This is a genomic window from Bradyrhizobium niftali, assembly GCF_004571025.1.
Classification (GTDB): Bacteria; Pseudomonadota; Alphaproteobacteria; order Rhizobiales; family Xanthobacteraceae; genus Bradyrhizobium; species Bradyrhizobium niftali.
On the sequence record NZ_SPQT01000028.1, the window covers coordinates 1 to 12,936 of the forward strand.

Annotated in this window: 13 protein-coding genes and 1 pseudogene; 9 read left to right on the forward strand and 5 right to left on the reverse strand. The window is 63.6% G+C overall.

Annotation, left to right across the window (positions count from 1 at the left end; all coding sequences use genetic code 11):
- Nucleotides 1–223: pseudogene (locus tag E4K65_RS35265) on the reverse strand (IS110 family transposase); the annotation flags it as partial.
- A gap of 143 nt (nucleotides 224–366) precedes the next feature.
- Here E4K65_RS35265 and E4K65_RS35270 point away from each other — a divergent pair.
- Entirely contained in the window at nucleotides 367–1,368 is a 1,002-nt protein-coding gene (locus E4K65_RS35270) for a PAS domain S-box protein (protein ID WP_135178051.1), read from the forward strand.
- Here the strand turns inward: E4K65_RS35270 and E4K65_RS35275 are convergent.
- Complete coding sequence (locus E4K65_RS35275) at nucleotides 1,352–1,732, reverse strand: hypothetical protein (protein ID WP_135178052.1); 381 nt, start codon at nucleotides 1,730–1,732, stop codon at nucleotides 1,352–1,354. The two genes, E4K65_RS35270 and E4K65_RS35275, sit on opposite strands and share 17 nt — an antisense overlap.
- Nucleotides 1,732–1,905, reverse strand: a complete 174-nt coding sequence (locus tag E4K65_RS47805; protein ID WP_167771407.1) for a hypothetical protein — start codon at nucleotides 1,903–1,905, stop codon at nucleotides 1,732–1,734. Before E4K65_RS47805 ends, E4K65_RS35275 begins: the two co-directional genes overlap by 1 nt.
- A gap of 169 nt (nucleotides 1,906–2,074) precedes the next feature.
- Here E4K65_RS47805 and E4K65_RS35280 point away from each other — a divergent pair, with 169 nt between their 5' ends.
- The 5 genes from E4K65_RS35280 to E4K65_RS35300 all read left to right on the forward strand — a co-directional run bounded on the left by E4K65_RS35280 (nucleotide 2,075) and on the right by E4K65_RS35300 (nucleotide 5,207).
- Nucleotides 2,075–2,773 (forward strand): outer membrane protein, encoded by a 699-nt coding sequence (locus tag E4K65_RS35280; protein WP_135178053.1) that lies wholly within the window; start codon nucleotides 2,075–2,077, stop codon nucleotides 2,771–2,773.
- A gap of 204 nt (nucleotides 2,774–2,977) precedes the next feature.
- Nucleotides 2,978–4,207 (forward strand): CaiB/BaiF CoA transferase family protein, encoded by a 1,230-nt coding sequence (locus E4K65_RS35285; RefSeq protein WP_135178054.1) that lies wholly within the window; start codon nucleotides 2,978–2,980, stop codon nucleotides 4,205–4,207.
- A 78-nt stretch (nucleotides 4,208–4,285) separates the two neighbouring features.
- The gene (locus E4K65_RS35290) at nucleotides 4,286–4,399 is read left to right on the forward strand and encodes a 3-keto-5-aminohexanoate cleavage protein (RefSeq protein ID WP_235885868.1); all 114 of its coding nucleotides are present in this window, start codon (nucleotides 4,286–4,288) and stop codon (nucleotides 4,397–4,399) included.
- A 104-nt stretch (nucleotides 4,400–4,503) separates the two neighbouring features.
- Nucleotides 4,504–4,719: a hypothetical protein gene (locus tag E4K65_RS35295; protein WP_027549147.1), complete on the forward strand. Its 216-nt coding sequence runs from the start codon at nucleotides 4,504–4,506 to the stop codon at nucleotides 4,717–4,719.
- Between the two features lie 95 nt (nucleotides 4,720–4,814).
- Nucleotides 4,815–5,207 carry a RidA family protein gene (locus E4K65_RS35300; protein WP_167771408.1) on the forward strand — a complete coding sequence of 131 codons (393 nt, stop codon included), beginning with the start codon at nucleotides 4,815–4,817 and terminating at the stop codon, nucleotides 5,205–5,207.
- A 32-nt stretch (nucleotides 5,208–5,239) separates the two neighbouring features.
- On the opposite strand, the gene E4K65_RS35305 is transcribed toward E4K65_RS35300, so the two are convergent.
- Nucleotides 5,240–6,466, reverse strand: a complete 1,227-nt coding sequence (locus E4K65_RS35305; RefSeq protein WP_135178056.1) for an AraC family transcriptional regulator — start codon at nucleotides 6,464–6,466, stop codon at nucleotides 5,240–5,242.
- 69 nt (nucleotides 6,467–6,535) lie between these two features.
- Between E4K65_RS35305 and E4K65_RS35310 the strand changes: the two genes are divergently transcribed.
- Nucleotides 6,536–9,064, forward strand: a complete 2,529-nt coding sequence (locus E4K65_RS35310) for an autotransporter outer membrane beta-barrel domain-containing protein (RefSeq protein WP_135178057.1) — start codon at nucleotides 6,536–6,538, stop codon at nucleotides 9,062–9,064.
- Between the two features lie 93 nt (nucleotides 9,065–9,157).
- Here the strand turns inward: E4K65_RS35310 and E4K65_RS35315 are convergent, their stop codons facing one another.
- The gene (locus E4K65_RS35315; RefSeq protein ID WP_135178058.1) at nucleotides 9,158–9,847 is read right to left on the reverse strand and encodes a TetR/AcrR family transcriptional regulator; all 690 of its coding nucleotides are present in this window, start codon (nucleotides 9,845–9,847) and stop codon (nucleotides 9,158–9,160) included.
- Nucleotides 9,848–10,171: 324 nt separating this feature from the next.
- Between E4K65_RS35315 and E4K65_RS35320 the strand changes: the two genes are divergently transcribed.
- Together E4K65_RS35320 and E4K65_RS35325 are read left to right on the forward strand one after the other, a co-directional pair.
- On the forward strand, nucleotides 10,172–11,407 hold the full coding sequence (locus E4K65_RS35320; protein WP_135178059.1) for an acyl-CoA dehydrogenase family protein: 1,236 nt from the start codon (nucleotides 10,172–10,174) through the stop codon (nucleotides 11,405–11,407).
- Between the two features lie 140 nt (nucleotides 11,408–11,547).
- Nucleotides 11,548–12,606 (forward strand): phosphotransferase family protein, encoded by a 1,059-nt coding sequence (locus tag E4K65_RS35325; RefSeq protein WP_135178060.1) that lies wholly within the window; start codon nucleotides 11,548–11,550, stop codon nucleotides 12,604–12,606.
- Nucleotides 12,607–12,936 lie beyond the last annotated feature (330 nt).

The window sequence follows — 12,936 nt, forward strand, 5'->3', positions numbered from 1 at the left end:
GACCTAACGATGCGAGTCTGCGGCTCAAATGATGTGCGCCGACGCAGGCTTCCATGCCGATCAGGCAAGGCGGCATATTGGCGAGCCGCGCCTCCACCTGGCCACGCGACCACTTTTGCCGCAGCACGATGGTGCCGCGCGTATCGTGGCCCACGACGTGGAACGAGTTTTTGCCGATATCGATGCCGATCACGGCGATCGCGGTACTGGGTGTCTGGGACATGGCGTGCTCCCTGTCTTGGCGCCCCTGGCCAGCTTATCGCTGGCGGGGCAGGAGCACGGCCGGACCATCCCATTAACAGACCTCTAAACTCCATCGCTTGGCTGCACTATAGTATTGCCGCTGGGGCGTGTCTGGTGGTGCTAATGACGCAGAAGAACAATCTGGGAGTTGCGGCCACGCCTCGGGAGCTCGAAGCAGCTCTTCGCGAAAGCGAACAGCGGTTGCGTTGGCTGGCTTCCATAGTCGAGTCCAGCGATGATGCGATTGTTAGCAAGAATCTCGATGGCGTCATTACAAGCTGGAATATCAGTGCTGAGCGCATCTTCGGCTATTCTGCCAGCGAGGCCATTGGTCAGCCCATCACTCTTGTAATCCCTCAGGATCGGCGAAGCGAAGAACGTGAGATTTTAACGCGCCTCCGACGAGGTGAGCGCATCGACCATTTTGAGACCGTTCGGCAACGCAAGAACGGCAGCTTGATCGTCGTGTCGCTGACCGTTTCTCCTGTCAAAGATGCAAACGGCAAGGTCGTCGGCGCATCAAAGATTGCGAGGGACATTACTGAGCAGAAGAAAAATCAGGAGTTGATCGTGACTCTGGCAAGGGAGGCCGAGCACCGCAGCAAGAACTTACTCGCGAACGCGATGGCAACGGTCAATCTTTCTCAGTCGAGTTCGCCAGAAGGTCTCAAAGAGATAATCGCGGGACGCATCCAGGCACTAGCAAACGTTTGCTCGCTTTTCGCGGCAACGCGTTGGATCGGTGCCGAGATATCGGCGATTGCGACACAGGAACTAGCTCCATATTTCGATGAGAAGCGAACGTTCATAGATGGTCCACAAACCCTGTTAGCGCCAGACGCCGCTCAGGCTGTTGCGGTAACCTTGCATGAATTAGCGACCAATGCCGCGAAATACGGTGCTTTGTCCAAACCCGACGGCCAAGTCCGCCTGGAATGGTCACACGCAGTTGACGGTGGATTGCGACTACGCTGGACGGAGACGGGTGGTCCAGTCGCGCACAAACCTACGCGAAAAGGACTTGGTAGCCGCATCATCGAACAGATGATTGTCCAGCAGAAGGGGGAAGTTCGCTTTGACTGGCGCAAAGACGGGCTTGCTTGCGAAATCATAGTTCCGATGTGAGGATGTCTGCTGTTGTGATGGGTTTCGGACGCCGGCCCCCGAATACGCCGCGCTGTCCCTCAAGCGGCCGGCATCCGAAACCCTTCACACAAGCCGCCGAACACGTTCCAAGGCGGGAGACTTCCGCTTTGCGTTGGTAAGCTGAAGTTGCCGCGGCCATGTGCCAGACCATGACGCCGGCGACGATCGCCACGATCGCGGCGCCGCCGAGCCAGCCCGCGGCACTCGACGGGCGATCCCGCACCTCACGGATGGTCGCGACGAGGCATAACAGCGCCAGTACGATCGCCGCGGCCACCAGGATCTTGAGGAGGCCAACGCTGAAAGCGTGCTGCTGGTAGAGGATGCTTGGCTCGAGCTTCATCACCGCGGTCCTATGTGGTCGATCTTGTCCGCCATCTTGTCCAGCCGGTTCGAGATCTCCGTCTTGAGATCGACGAAACCGCGCTCGACGCGCGCGACAACTGTTTCAAAGCTCGACTTGCGGACAAATTCGTCGCGCGCCCAGATCTCGACCTGGTAGAGCTTGGCAGCCAACGCCTCGGCGCGGGCGTTGGCGGCCGCGGCCAGTTGCTTCGCCTCGCCTCAGTCGCCGTGCATTGCCTGCCGCCTTCTCGTTTTCATCGAGTGTCGCACGGCCGCAACAGCAAAACCGAAGGGAACCCGCTAAAGTTAGGCCCGTCATTCCTGTGGGCTGGAATTTGCAATGAATCGCACGTTGATCTGCCTCGCCGCGCTGATCTGCACCGCGGCCGCTGCGCATGCTGCCGACTTGCCCGTGAAAGCGCCGAGCGCTGTCGTCATACCACCTCTCAGTTGGACCGGCTTTTATGCGGGCGCCCAGGGTGGCTATGAATGGAGCCGCGACCGCACCACGGAGTTTGCCCTCGGCGGCCCGCCGACCGGCTTCAGCCAGGATTTCAGGCCGAGCGGCGGCTTTGGCGGCGTGCATGTCGGCTACAATCATCAGTTTGACCGGCTGGTGCTCGGCATCGAGGGCGATGTGGATGTCGGCCGGGTCAGTGACGTTGTATCCCCTGGTTTCGGGCTGGTGTTCAGCGCTCGCAAGGATTGGGAAGCCTCGGTTCGCGGGCGGCTCGGCTTTACACCGGCGGAGCGCCTGCTGCTGTATGTGACGGGCGGTGTCGCGTTCACCGAGCTGAAGTACCACTGGAATGCGGATGATCCCGTGGCAATCCCGTCCGTGGACGCCAATATTGCGAAGACCGGATGGACCGTGGGCGCCGGTGGCGAGGCGGCGCTGACCGATCGCGTCACGGCACGGCTGGAATATCGCTACAGCGATTTCGGCACCACGCGCTTTGATTGGCCCGCTGTCCTCGGAACTTACGAGCAGCATCCGCGCTTTCAGTCGGTACGTGGCGGCGTGAGCGTCAGGTTCTAGCGCCTCATTGCTCGGCCGCGCGATATCCGCCACGCGGAAATCCAAACCGTCGGCTGGTTGGCGCCGCCGGAGCGGGGGATGGCGGCATGCCACCAGTGCAGTGCTCAGGCTGCGAAAATGGTGTATCCGCAGGGAGCGCGGCCGCGGCCGAACCTCAGCGCTCGGGCCGCCGCGCCAAGATCCAGTTCCCCGGAGGAAATCGACATGTCGGCCCTGCCGCTCTCAGGCATCAAGATCCTTGACCTCACCCGCGTGCTGGCTGGGCCCCTGTCGGCCCAGATGCTGGGCGATCTCGGCGCGGAGGTGATCAAGATCGAGCGGCCGGGCACCGGCGACGACGCGCGCGCCTTCGGGCCGCCTTATCTGACCGACCCTGACGGCAAGGCGAACAACAACAACTCGTTTTACCTCTGCGCCAACCGCAACAAGAAGTCGGTCACGGTCAACATCGCCAAGCCCGAGGGGCAGGCGATCATCCGCGAGCTCGCCAAGGACGTCGACGTCTTCATGGAGAACTACAAGGTCGGCGATCTCAAGCGCTACGGCCTCGACTACGAGACCATCAAGGCAATCAACCCCGGCATCATCTATTGCTCCGTGACCGGCTTCGGCCAGACCGGACCTTACGCGCCGCGCGCCGGTTATGACGCCATCCTGCAGGCGATGGGCGGCCTGATGAGCGTCACCGGCCATATCGACGGCGAGCCGGGCGAGGGCCCGATGAAGGTCGGCCCGTCGATCGTCGACTACATGACCGGCATGAATTCCTCGATCGGCATTCTCTCGGCGCTCTACCATCGCGACGCCAATGGGGGCGTCGGACAGCATCTCGACGTCTGCCTGCTCGACACCGTGATTGCCTCGCTCAGCCACTGGCTCCAGATCTACCTCGTCAACGGCAAGACGCCGCCGCGCCGTGGCACCTGGGGCAATGGCGGCATGCCGGCCGGCGTGTTCCGCTGCACCGACGGCGAACTGATGCTGGTGGTCGGCAATGACGGCCAGTTCCAGCGTACCTGCGCCGTGCTCGGCGCGCCCGAGCTCGCCAGCGACAAGCGCTTCATCAAGAACAACGACCGCGTCGTGCACGGCAAGGAGATCATGGCGATCTTCGCCGGCCTGTTCCTGAAGCAGCCGGTGGCCTACTGGCTGGACAAGCTGGAGGAGGCCGGCGTGCCGTCAGGTCCGATCAACAATTTCGAGCAGGTGTTTTCGGATCCCCACGTCCAGTCGCGTGGCATGCGGGTGAAGACCGAGCACAAGTTCGAGCCGGAGCTGTCGCTGATCCGCAACGCGCTGACCTTCTCGGAGACCCCGATCGAGAATTACCGCGCCCCGCCGCTGCTCGGCGAGCACACCCAGGAGGTGCTCGGCGGCAAGCTCGGCTATGATGCGGGGAAGATCGAGACGCTGAAGCAGCAGGGTATCATCTGACCTTTTTCCTTCTCGGCCTCTCCCCGCGTGCGGGGAGAGGCCGGAATTCAAGCGGGGGCGGGGGCGCAGCTGCTCTGCGTGCTGGCAACGACCAATGCCGAGCTGGTCGCGCATGCCGCGGGCATCCTGAAGAGCCTGGGTGGGAGCGTCGCGACTGCGAATGAGGCGCGCGCGATGCTCGGCCTTGCCTGAGGCTTGCGCGCAATCCCCAGATAAACCCGGTCCGTACTCACACAGGCTTCCGCTTCGCGCCCGACTCTGATTCGATCTCCCTGCGAGTTCCGGGAGGGAAGTGCATGTCCTATACGATCGGGTTTCAGTCCAAGAACCAGAAATCAGTTCTGGCGACCGAGGCGGCAACCGCCAATCAGGCCGTAGCCATCATTGCCGCGCTGCGGCAAAGCGCCGACGAAATAAAGTTCATCCGCTCGCCGCAGGAAGGCGAAATGGGTATCGAGATGCTGCTGCTGCTCGCCAAGGAAGAGGCCGAGGAGATGCCGCAGCGGGCCTGATCCCGCGACGACCACACTTCGATCAGAAGCGAAACATGCCGGCTGCAACGTAATGTAGCAAGGCGCCAATCTCGCTCGAACCGAAGGTGGCGGCCATGAAACGCGAAGCGCTCCGCGTCGAACCGATCTCGTCCTATCTCGACCGCTGGAAGGCGCCGACCTCGCCGGTGACGCGCGCCGGCAACATGATCTTCGTCGCCGGTCTGCCGCCATTCGATCCCGCCACGGGCGAGCTCGCGGAGATGCCGATCGAGCGGCAGAGCGAGATCATCATGGACCAGATGAGGCTGTGCCTGGAAACCGCGGGCGCGAGCCTCGACAACGTCATGAAGTGCAACGTCTACTGCACCTCGACGAAGCACTTCGCCGCGTTCAACGCGGTCTATGCGCGCTATTTCCCGATCGATCCGCCGGCGCGGATCTTCGTCTGCACGCCGGAATGGTTCGGCCCCTTCGACGTCGAGATCGACTGCATCGCGATGATGTGAGGTCGGCGATCGACGCGAGAGCCGTTGGCCGCTCACCACGCCGGTCTTGCCGCCGCGCGAATGTCGGAGGGCGTGGCGCCGAAGTGGCGGCGGAAGGCGCGGTTGAAATAGGAGACGTCGCCGAACCCGCTTTCGTGCGCGATCTGGGTGATGTTGAGTTGAGCGTGGCGCCGGTCGATCAGCATGCGCCGTGCTTTCGCCAGCCGCTCGGCGAGCACGTAGGCGGAGAATGACGAGCCGCTCAGTTCGAACAGCTTTCTCACGTAGCGCGGCGAGATGCCGTGGCGCGCGGCGATCATCTCGGTCGATAGATCGCTGCGGCTGAGCGCGTGGAGAATGTCCGATTTGATGCTGGCAAGCCGCGCCGCCGTGGCACTGCGCTGCCGCGCGAACTCGGCGTGGTCGCCACTCGCGCCGAGTGTGAGCGCCGCGAGATCGAGGATATGGTTGGCCACGGGTTGCATCAGCGCCGGCTCGCCGAGGGCGTCGTCGTTGCGGACGACGTCGACATAGCGGGTCAGGAGATTCAGGGCTGCACTGTTGGGCGGAATGCTGCCGAAGGAGGCCGCATAGTTCGGGGCCAATGCGGCCAGGGCCGGCTGCTCAAATGCTAGCCTGATGAAGTTGCCCTCCGTGAGTAGCGTGGTCGTTGAAGGTGCCTGCATCGTGAGCGCCACGGCACCGCCGACACCGCCGATCAATTCCTGGCCGAACTGGGTGAACGAAGCAGCGCCGCTGCGCAGCAGGGCGATCACCACAACGTTCCCGGCGCGCGACGCCATCTCTTTCGAGAGGCGATAATGCGCTGGCGAATGTGAGCCGGCCGCGATCCTGATATTGGGCAACAGGTTGAAGGTCACGTTCGCATGGAAGGGCGCGTCGCCGAGCGGCTCCATATCGGCATTGGTCACGCTGCGCCCGAAGATCTCGCGCCACCTGTCGATTCGCTTCTCTTCGGGAAAGTCACGGGTAGATATCTGCGCTCGAAATAATCCGGTATCCTGCATCTGTCCCCTGCGGAATGGTGGCCACCACCTCCTTAAGACGCAGGCTCTCGCCAGCGCGTTCAATTCGATCCGCCCGTGGCTGCTGGACGACCGGTACAGCGCGCGACCGTTCGGCGGAACCTGTTCCGCATGGTCCTCCCGGCGTTCCGTCTGAGACAATCGCGGTCCACGGGATGGTGGTGCGAGTGTCACAACCGGCCGAGAAACCACCGCTGTGCCGTATGGGCCGATGTCCCGTGCCGGTTGCGCCAAGACAGTTGCGCCTCGTCAGGCCAGTTTGCAAGCGACGGCTGCTTCGGCCGCAAGACTTGGGAATGACGGATGACATCGACGAATGGCGCGGCGCGGATGACGACTATGAACTTGCCGGTATCCAGGGCGAAGGCGCGCCCCGAACGATCGTTGACCCTGGCCGCGCCATTCGTGCTGTCGCTGACCACGGTGGTTGCGATGCCGGCGGGGCCGGCGGTTGCCGCGTGCGTCCAATCCGGCAGCACCGTCACCTGTAGCGGTGCCACCAATACCGGCTTCGGCACTGGGGCGGAAAAAAACCTGGCCATCACCGTTCAATCGGGCGCGTCGATCGACGTCGGCAATGCGCAGAAGGCGATCGATGTCGACAGCGGCAACACCGCCATCAACAACGGCGCCATCGTTGTCGGCAACAGTAGCAAGGGCATAAAGGGGATCGACAACAACGTCTTCACCAACAACGGCACGATGATTCTCGGCACGTCGTCCACCGCCATGGACGTGGCCGGCCAGAACAATATTCTAACCAACGCCGGGACGATCAGCTCGACGGCGCAAAGCACGACCGGCCTCCTCCTGATCGGCGCCGGCAACACGGCGATCAATTCCGGCACGATCAGCCTGAGCGGCACGGCCTACGGCATTGCAGCCGACGGCGCCACGATCCTGAATTCAGGGACCATCACGGTCGGAAGCAGCACCGGCGCCAACGGCGCAGGTGTCTTCCTGTTGTACAGCAACGCTCTCACCAACACCGGCACGATCACGGCAGCCGGCGCCAACGGCGTGGGTGTCAGTATCAGCGGCGCCGGTAACACGGTGACCAATAGTGGCTTGATCGCTGCGACCGGCGCCGACGGACTGGGGGTTGTTATCGATAGCCAGAACAATACGGTGGTTAACAACGGCACGGTCAGGGGCGGTACGGACGGCTACTCGCTGCGCTCCTTTGCTTTTCTAGCGAGCGGAAACAGCGTCACCAACAACGGTACGCTGGACGGGCGGATCGAACTCATGGGGTCGGGCGACAGCCTGATCAATGCCGGGTTGATCACCATCACGGATCCGGGGACGGCGCTTGCTGTGGGTAACTTCGGCTTCTCCACCTCATTCACTCAGACAGCTCAAGGCACCCTGGCGCTGCGGGTCGACAATACCGGCCTTCACGACAGTGTGTGGGTGGGCGGCACCCAGGTTAACCTCAACGGCACCTTGCGTGCCGTGGTCCAGGCGGGGCTGTACGGGACGACAACAACCTACAAGGACGTCCTAGCGACCAGCGCCTCCGTCAATAGTCGGTTTGCGACCGTCACCTCGTCGTCGGCCTTCTTCAACGCGGCCGCGACCTACAACGCCAATTCGATCGACCTGATATTGACGCGCCAGGGTTTTGGCGCCGTCGCGGGTGAGACCCAGAACCAGCGCGCGATCGGCAATGCGCTCGAGGCCGGCTATTCGACAGCGCTGACCGGCGCCACCGCGACCTTCTACGCGCAGTTGCTGCAGGCGGGTTCGCTGCGCGTGCTCGACCAGCTCTCGGGCGAGGGCACCAGCGGCACCCAGAACACCGCGTTCAATTCGGGCGTGCTGTTCGGCCAGACCATGGAGGGCCAGATGGAAGCCTGGCGCGCCGGCAACCGCGGCGGCGGCGCCAGCGACGCTGCGCTTGGCTACGCTGCGGAGCAACCGCGCGGCCCGGCTGCGTCGGCGTTCGCGGCCCTGAAGGCGCCGGCGATGGCGCAGCCGCGATGGAACGCCTGGGCCGCCGGCTTCGGTGCCGGGCAGCAGCTCGCGGGCGATGCGAGCCTCGGCAGCGCGAGCCTCAGCAACCGCGCCGCCGGCGGCGCGATGGGGGTCGATTACCTCGTCAATCCCGATCTCCTGCTGGGCATGGCGGCCGGCGGCTCCTGCGCGACTTTCTCCGTCGATGATCGCGCGACGTCGGGCAGGCTCGAGGGTGGCCATGTCGGCGCCTATGCGATGCAGCGGTTCGGCGCCAACTATCTCTCGGCGCAGATCGCCTATAGCCATTTCAGCAACACCACGACGCGGACCATCACCGGCGTCGGCACCACCGAAACCGCGCAGGGGTCATTCGGGAGCGACCAGCTTGGCGGAAGGCTGGAGATCGGCCGCTCCTTCGACTTCGGCATTACTGCGGTGACGCCGTTCGCCGCGATCCAGGCCGCACGGCTGTGGCAGGGCGCCTACACCGAAGCCAGCACGGCCGGTGCTGCACCCGGCGTACTCGGATTGAGCTACGCCGCGCAGAGCGTCACGTCGCTGCCGACGTTCCTCGGCGCCAAGTTCGACGGTCGCGTCGCGTTCGGCAACGGCATGGTGTGGAGCCCATTCGTGCACGCCGCCTGGGTGCACGAATTTCGGCCGTCGCGCACCATCACGGCATCGTTGGTCACCGTGCCGGTGTCGGCGTTCACGATCGCCGGTGCGAGTGCCGCCTCCGACTCGGCACGGCTCGATCTCGGCTCGCGCCTGGCGCTCAATCGCTGGTGGGAGGTGTCGGCGCGCGTCACCGGCGAATTCTCGAACCTCGGTCAGAGCTATTCCGGGATGGGGGCGCTGAAGGCGAGTTGGTGAGGACGCGGCGAAAGACTCGGTCGATCCAGCCCCCGATCGAGTCTTGCCGTCGTGCCGCCAGCTCGCCGGACGCCCTTCTTCGTCGGCACGTTCTCACAAATCCTGCCGTGTCAGCCGCCCGTTCGCAGCCATCGGCCGGGCGGCCGGCTTGCTCGTGGCTTCGGCACCGGTCAGCGCCATCGTCGCCACGCTGACCACGCGCGCAACCACGTCCTCGACGTCGTCGAGGTCGCATTTGCCTTCCGACAGTTTCGTCAGCCGCTCGCTCTCGCGGATGGTGTGGTGCGCCATGGCGAGCGCGAAGTTGAGGCCCCAGTAGATATCGACGTCGCTGCGGTCGGGCAGGGACCTGCGCATCGCGCCGACGAATTTGCGCAAATGATCGATCTCGCGGTTCTTGATGCGGCGGATCGGCGGCACGGATTCGATCGAGGCGCGGATCATGAAGCGCGCCGCCGTCGAGCGCTGGTTCTCGGGGCCGAGGCAGCCGCGCAAGGTCGGGCCGACGAGGGCGCGCAGGATCACCTCGATCGGCGCGCGGCCGCCGCCTTCTTCTTCCGCCGCCTTCAATTCGCGCAGGCGCTCGCGGTTGGTGGCGATCGAGCGGGAGACGAACAGTTCCGCGATCAATTCGTCCTTCGAGCCGAAATGATAGTTCACCGCCGCGAGGTTGACATTGGCCTCCGCGACGATGTCGCGCAGCGTCACGTCGCCGAAGCCGCGATCGGCGTAAAGCCGTTCGGCGGCGGCGAGAATGGCAGACCTCGTATGATCGCTGGCCATGGCTCTTTATCCCGTCATTCCGGGGCGCGACATCGTCGCGAACCCGGAAACTCGCGCCGCAACTTCCGGATTCCGGGTTCGACGCTTCGCCTCGCCCCGGAATGACGAGGAGGGCGCGAAGTGCCGAGGGAGTTGCAATTCAAACAGTTGTATGAAACTATCGTTTGAAGGCCGGGAAAAGTCAATCCGCAATCGGGACTCGTTCGCAACTGCGATCAGGCCTGAAGCTTCGCAGGGCGCGCGCATTCACGCTTGCGGGCCGTGCGCGGCGGGAGGACAGTCCGGCGCAAAACCGGTTCGAAGAGAGAAAACGAGGAGCGTCCCATGGATTTCGATCTGTCCCCCAAGCAGAAGGAATGGCTCGACCGCGTGCGGTCCTTCATGGCCAAGCACGTGCGTCCGGCGGTGCCGGTCTATGACGAGCAGGATCGCACCGGCGAGCGCTGGAAGGTGATCCCGATCCTGGAGGACCTCAAGAAGAAGGCGAAGGCCGAAGGCCTCTGGAACATGTTCATGCCGCCGTCCGAGCATGAGGACGATGAATTCCGCGGAGCGGGATTGACCAATCTCGAATACGCGCTGCTGTCGGAAGAGATGGGCCGCATCACCTGGGCCTCCGAAGTGTTCAACTGTTCCGCGCCCGACACCGGCAACATGGAAGTGTTCATCCGCTACGCCACCAGGGAGCAGAAGCGCAAATGGCTGCGGCCGCTGATGGACGGCGAGATCCGCTCGGCGTTCCTGATGACGGAACCGGCAGTGGCCTCGTCCGACGCCACCAACATCGAGACCCGCATCGAGAAGGACGGCGATCACTACGTCATCAACGGCCGCAAATGGTGGTCGTCCGGCGTCGGCGATCCCCGCTGCAAGATCGCGATCCTGATGGGCAAGACCGATCCGAAGGCCGCCAAGCACCAGCAGCAGTCGCAGATCCTGGTTCCGCTCGACACACCAGGCATCAAGGTCGAGAAGATGCTCCCCGTCTTCGGCTTCGACGACGCGCCGCACGGCCATGCCCAGGTGCTGCTCGACAACGTGCGGGTGCCGAAGGAGAACATCCTGCTCGGCGAAGGCCGCGGCTTCGAGATCGCGCAGGGCCGCCTCGGTCCCGGCCGTATCCACCATTGCATGCGCACCATCGGCAAGGCCGAGGAGGCGCTGGAGAAGATGGTGAAGCGGCTCTCTTCGCGCACCGCGTTCGGCAAGAAGATCATCGAGCATTCGGTGTGGGAACAGCGCATCGGCGAGGCGCGCACAGACATCGAGATGAACCGTTTGCTGTGCCTCAAGGCCGCCGACATGATGGACAAGGTCGGCAACAAGGCGGCGCAGCTCGAGATCGCCATGATCAAGGTCGCTGGCCCCAACATGGCGCTGAAGATCATCGATCAGGCGATCCAGGCCTTTGGCGGCGCCGGTGTCTCCGACGAGGCCGGGCTTGCCAAGGACTACGCCCACATCCGCACGCTCCGTCTCGCCGACGGTCCGGACGAGGTGCATAACCGCGCCATTGCCAGACTTGAAGTTCGGAAGTATGCAAACTCCGCCAGTCATTAAGAGGGCGTGCCGGTTGGCGCTCCCGATTTGAAGAAACGACAGGGCATGATTGGGTGACCGCTTGACGCAAGTGCGTCAGCGGTTACCGATTAGGATCATGCTCGACCTGAAATGGTCAGGACTGAAGAGGGAGCGTCATCGTGGCCGACGGCGTCAGGAAAGACGAGGAGTTCTCGGGCACCAAGCCGGTCGAGGAGCGGCATCGTTTCGACGAGCTGCGCCTCGAGGCGTGGATGCGCGACAACGTCGAAGGCTATGAGGGACCGCTGGTCGTCCTCCAGTTCAAGGGCGGCCAGTCCAACCCGACCTACCGGCTGAACACGCCGAAGCGTTCCTACGTGATGCGCAGAAAACCGTTCGGCAAATTGCTGCCCTCGGCGCACGCGGTCGATCGCGAATACCGCGTCATCGCAGCCCTTGGAAAACAGGGTTTTCCGGTCGCGCGCGCCTACGCGCTTTGCCAGGACGACAGCATCATCGGCGCCGCCTTCTACATCATGTCGATGGAGGACGGCCGGGTGTTCTGGGATCCGACGCTGCCGAGCCAGACGCCGGAAGATCGCCGCAAGATCTTCACCAGCAAGATCGAGACGCTGGCAAAACTCCACATGTTCGATCCCGTCGCGATCGGCCTCGGTGAGTTCGGAAAGCCCGGAAACTATTTCGCGCGCCAGATCGACCGCTGGACCAAGCAGTATCGGGCCTCCGAAACCCAGCACATTCCGGAGTTCGAGAAGGTCGCCGAATGGCTGCCCAAGACGGTGCCGGAACAGGCGCGCGTCTCGATCGTGCACGGTGACTACCGGCTCGACAACATGATTTTCCACGCGACGGAACCGCGCGTGCAGGCCGTGCTCGACTGGGAACTGTCGACGCTCGGCGATCCCATGGCCGACTTCACCTATCTGCTCATGCAGTGGATCATGCCGGGCCTGCAGGGCGCCGACCTCAAGGCGCTCAACATTCCGAGCGTGGAAGAGGCCGCGCAGATCTATTGCAACGTCACCAAGATGACGGTGCCTGATCTCAACTGGTACTTCGCCTACAATCTGTTCCGCCTCGCCGGCATCACGCAGGGAATCGCCGGCCGCGTCCGCGACGGCACCGCCGCCAACGCCAAGGCGCTCGAATCCGCCAAGCGCACCGTGCCGCTGTCGCAGGCATCGTGGGAATACGCGCAGAAGGCGGGGGCGGTGTAGGAGTTATGAAGGCGCGGCTGATGGCCGTGCCTTTTTGCTCGTGTGGTTCGTGGATGCTCCGGCAGCCTCCGTCATTGCGAGCGAAGCGAAGCAATCCAGAGTCTTTCTGCGGCGGCAGTCTGGATTGCTTCGTCGCAAGAGCTCCTCGCAATGACGGGGATGGAGCTCGGAGTCCTCGCGAGTGGTTCGCGCAAGGTCCGTAGGGCGGATTAGCTTCGTAGCCCGGGTGAGCGACTTGTCCGCGTAGCTCGAAGAGCGAAGGCGGAAGCGATACCCGGGACAGCGGTCCCCGCCTGTCGCTGCGCTCATGCGGGCTACGACATCGCGACC

Bases quoted from the DNA above. Each gene is read 5' to 3' on its own strand.
- E4K65_RS35295 (WP_027549147.1), top strand. From the start codon at position 4,504: ATGTCCTATACGATCGGGTTTCAGTCCAAGAACCAGAAATCAGTTCTG.
- E4K65_RS35320 (WP_135178059.1), top strand. From the start codon at position 10,172: ATGGATTTCGATCTGTCCCCCAAGCAGAAGGAATGGCTCGACCGCGTG.
- E4K65_RS35275 (WP_135178052.1), bottom strand. From the start codon at position 1,732: ATGAAGCTCGAGCCAAGCATCCTCTACCAGCAGCACGCTTTCAGCGTT.
- E4K65_RS35285 (WP_135178054.1), top strand. From the start codon at position 2,978: ATGTCGGCCCTGCCGCTCTCAGGCATCAAGATCCTTGACCTCACCCGC.
- E4K65_RS35280 (WP_135178053.1), top strand. From the start codon at position 2,075: ATGAATCGCACGTTGATCTGCCTCGCCGCGCTGATCTGCACCGCGGCC.
- E4K65_RS35270 (WP_135178051.1), top strand. From the start codon at position 367: ATGACGCAGAAGAACAATCTGGGAGTTGCGGCCACGCCTCGGGAGCTC.
- E4K65_RS35310 (WP_135178057.1), top strand. From the start codon at position 6,536: ATGACATCGACGAATGGCGCGGCGCGGATGACGACTATGAACTTGCCG.
- E4K65_RS35315 (WP_135178058.1), bottom strand. From the start codon at position 9,847: ATGGCCAGCGATCATACGAGGTCTGCCATTCTCGCCGCCGCCGAACGG.
- E4K65_RS35300 (WP_167771408.1), top strand. From the start codon at position 4,815: ATGAAACGCGAAGCGCTCCGCGTCGAACCGATCTCGTCCTATCTCGAC.